The sequence below is a fragment of the Thioalkalicoccus limnaeus genome (assembly GCF_041197575.1).
GTDB classification, from domain to species: Bacteria; Pseudomonadota; Gammaproteobacteria; order Chromatiales; family Chromatiaceae; genus Thioalkalicoccus; species Thioalkalicoccus limnaeus.
Map to the genome: position 1 here is coordinate 1 of NZ_JBDKXB010000059.1, position 3,724 is coordinate 3,724.

A 3,724-nucleotide genomic window follows, 5' to 3' on the forward strand; every position below is an offset into this window, starting at 1 on the left:
GTAGAGACACTTTATGAAGCCAAGGCCCACTTTGGACGTTGAGGCGGCGCGTGTGCGCGTGGTCATTGTGACGCTGGACAGTCATTTGGCGGGTGCGGTGGAGCGTGCGCGTTTGGAGTTGGGAGGTGAGCTGCCGGGTTTGGAGTTGAGTTTGCATGCGGCGGCGGAGTGGGGTGATGACCCGGCGGCGTTGTCGCGTTGTCGGTCGGACATTGCGTCGGCGGACATCATTGTGGCGACGATGTTGTTCATGGAGGATCACATTCAGGCGGTGTTGCCGGCGTTGCAGGCGCGGCGCGAGTCCTGTGATGCGCTGGTCGGGTGTTTGTCGGCGGGCGAGGTGATTCGGCAGACGCGGTTGGGTCGGTTTCGGCTGGATGGGAGTGACCGGGGTCTGCTGGCGCTGCTGAAGCGGTTGCGTGGGGCGAAGAAGGGGGGTGGGAGCGCGGGGGCGCAGCAGATGGCGATGCTGCGCCGGTTGCCGCAGATTTTGCGGTTCATACCGGGTACGGCGCAGGACGTGCGGGCGTATTTTCTGGCGTTGCAGTATTGGTTGGCGGGGTCGGACGAGAATGTGGCGAACCTGGTGCGGTTGTTGGTCGACCGCTATGCGGACGGGCCGCGGCGTGGGCTGCGCGGGACGCTCAAGGTCGGGTCGCCGAGCGAGTATCCGGAGGTTGGGCTCTATCATCCGCGGTTGAAGGGGCGGATTGGCGAGCGGCTGGAGCGGTTGCCGGGGCCGGCCGAGGGGGCGGTGGGCACGGTCGGGCTGTTGATCATGCGTTCCTATGTGCTGGCGGGGAACACCGGGCACTATGATGGTGTGATTGCGGCGCTCGAGGCGCGTGGTTTGCGCGTGGTGCCGGCGTTTGCGAGCGGGCTGGACGCGCGTCCGGCGGTCGAGCGGTATTTTCGTCGTGATGGTCGCACGCTGGTCGATGCGGTGGTGTCGCTGACGGGGTTTTCGCTGGTCGGGGGGCCGGCGTACAACGATGCGCGGGCTGCTGAGGAGACGCTGGCGGCGTTGGACGTGCCCTATTTGGCGGCGCACCCGCTGGAGTTTCAGACGGTCGAGCAATGGGAGGGGTCGGACCAGGGGTTGTTGCCGGTCGAGGCGACCATGATGGTGGCGATTCCCGAGCTCGATGGGGCGGCCGGTCCGATGGTGTTCGGTGGGCGCTCGGCGGCGGCCGGCGAGACCCGTCGTCGCGACATGCGCGTGCACCCGGAGCGGGCCGCGATGTTGGCGGCGCGTGTCGCGCGGTTGGTGCGTTTGCGGCGCACGCCCGCGGCTGAGCGCAAGGTCGCGGTGGTGTTGTTCAATTTCCCGCCGAATGCCGGGAATGTCGGGACCGCGGCGCATTTGGCGGTGTTCGAGTCCTTGTACAACACGCTGCGGATGTTGTCCGAGGCCGGTTACCGGGTCGAGGTGCCGGCCGATGTGGAGGCGTTGCGCGCGCGGCTGCTCGGTGGCAACGCGGCGCGTTATGGGACGCCGGCGAACGTGCATTGTCGGATTGCGGCCGACGATCATGTGCGGCGCGAGCCCTGGTTGGCCGAGATCGAGGCCCAGTGGGGTCCGGCGCCGGGCCGCCAGCAGAGCGACGGGTCCTCGTTGTTCGTGCTCGGCGCCCAGTTCGGTCAGGTGTTCGTCGGCCTGCAGCCGGCGTTCGGCTACGAAGGCGACCCGATGCGGCTGTTGTTCGAGAAGGGTTTTGCGCCGACCCATGCGTTCAGTGCCTTCTACCGTTACCTGCGCGAGGACTTCGCGGCCGATGCGGTGCTGCATTTCGGCACCCATGGGGCGTTGGAATTCATGCCCGGCAAGCAGGCTGGGATGTCGGCGGCCTGCTGGCCGGACCGGCTGATTGGGGATCTGCCGAATCTGTATCTGTATGCGGCGAACAATCCGTCCGAGGGGACGATTGCCAAGCGCCGTGCGGCGGCGACGCTGATCAGTTATCTGACGCCGCCGGTGGCGCAGGCCGGGTTGTACCGTGGGCTGTTGGATCTGAAGGGGTCGCTGGAGCGCTGGCGGGGGTTGCCGCCGAGCGATGCGCCGGAGCGTGCCGACTTGGTGGCGCTGATTCAGGCGCAGGCGGCCGAGTTGGAGCTGGCCGAGGCCGAGCCCGCGTGGCCTTCGGCGGACGCCGAGGGGCGTTTGCAGCGGCTGTGGCAGGCGGTGCTCGAGCTCGAGGACACGCTGATTCCGCATGGTCTGCATGTGGTCGGCGGGGTGCCGAGCGAGGCCGAGCGGATCGACCTGCTGATGGCGTTGGCCGAGGCCAGTCATGGGACGGCGGTGCCGCGGCCGGCGTTGGCCGCGCTGGTGGCCGGTCAGTCGCGGGCGGCGGTGCGCGCAGCGAGCGATGTGGCGCTCGACGATGGGCTGCTCGATCAGTTGGCCGAGACCGACCGGTTGCTGGCCGAGGATCACGAATTGGAGGCGCTGCGGCGCGCGCTCGATGGGCGTTTCGTGCGCCCGGTGCCGGGTGGGGACCTGTTGCGCACGCCGGCGATTTTGCCGACCGGGCGCAACCTGCATGGTTTCGATCCGTTCCGGTTGCCGAGTGCCTTTGCGCTGCGTGATGGGGCGCGCCAGGCCGAGCGGCTGTTGCAGCGTCATCGCGAGGCCGGCAACGGGTTGCCGGAGACGGTGGCGCTGGTGCTGTGGGGCACCGACAATCTCAAGAGCGAGGGCGGGCCGATTGCCCAGGCGCTGGCGTTGCTCGGGGCCGAGCCGCGTTTCGACGGTTATGGCCGGTTGGCCGGGGCGACCTTGCGGCCGCTGGCCGAGCTCGGTCGGCCGCGGATCGATGTGATCATGACCTTGTCGGGGATCTTTCGCGATCTCTTGCCGTTGCAGACCAAGCTGCTGGCCGAGGCGACCTATCTGGCGGCGACGGCCGATGAGCCGTGCGAGGCCAACTTCGTGCGCAAGCATGCGCTGGCCTATCAGGCGGCGCACGGTGGGGATCTGGAGACGGCGGCGTTGCGCGTGTTCAGCAATGCCGACGGGGCCTATGGCTCGAACGTCAATCATCTGATCGACAACAGCCGCTGGGACGACGAAGACGAGTTGGCCGAGACCTATACGCAGCGCAAGTGTTTTGCGTATGGCCGCAGTGGTCGGCCGGTGCGCCAGGCCGAGCTGTTGAACAGTGTGCTGGCCGATGTGCAGTTGGCCTATCAGAATCTCGATTCGGTCGAGCTCGGCGTGACGACGATCGATCATTATTTCGACACCTTGGGCGGGATCAGCCGCGCGGTGGGCCGGGCCAAGGGCAGCGAGGTGCCGGTGTACATCGGTGATCAGACGCGCGGCGATGGTCAGGTGCGCACGCTGGCCGAGCAGGTGGCGCTCGAGACGCGCACGCGGATGCTCAATCCGAAGTGGTACGAGGGCCTGCTCAAGCACGGTTACGAAGGGGTGCGGCAGATCGAGGCGCACATCACCAACACGATGGGCTGGTCGGCGACCACCGGTCAGGTGGCGCCGTGGGTCTATGAGCAGTTGACGCAGACCTACATCCTCGACGAGACGATGCGCGAGCGCCTGGCGGCCTTGAACCCGACCGCCTCGGCGAAGGTCGCCAACCGCCTGCTCGAGGCCCACGAGCGGCGCTACTGGACACCCGACCCCGCGACCCTCGAGGCCCTGCGCCGCGCCGGCGAAGAACTCGAAGACCGCCTCGAAGGCGTCATCGAGGAGGCCGCAGCGTGA

Annotated in this window: 1 protein-coding gene; it reads left to right on the plus strand. The window is 67.7% G+C overall.

The genetic code is table 11. The annotated features are described in order from the left end of the window. Positions 1-13: 13 nt before the first annotated feature. A complete protein-coding gene (locus tag ABC977_RS17925) occupies positions 14-3,724 on the plus strand; it encodes a magnesium chelatase subunit H (protein ID WP_369668639.1) in 3,711 nt (1,236 codons plus the stop codon).

Excerpts from the sequence above, each read along its gene's own strand:
- ABC977_RS17925 (WP_369668639.1), top strand. The coding sequence starts at position 14 with ATGAAGCCAAGGCCCACTTTGGACGTTGAGGCGGCGCGTGTGCGCGTG.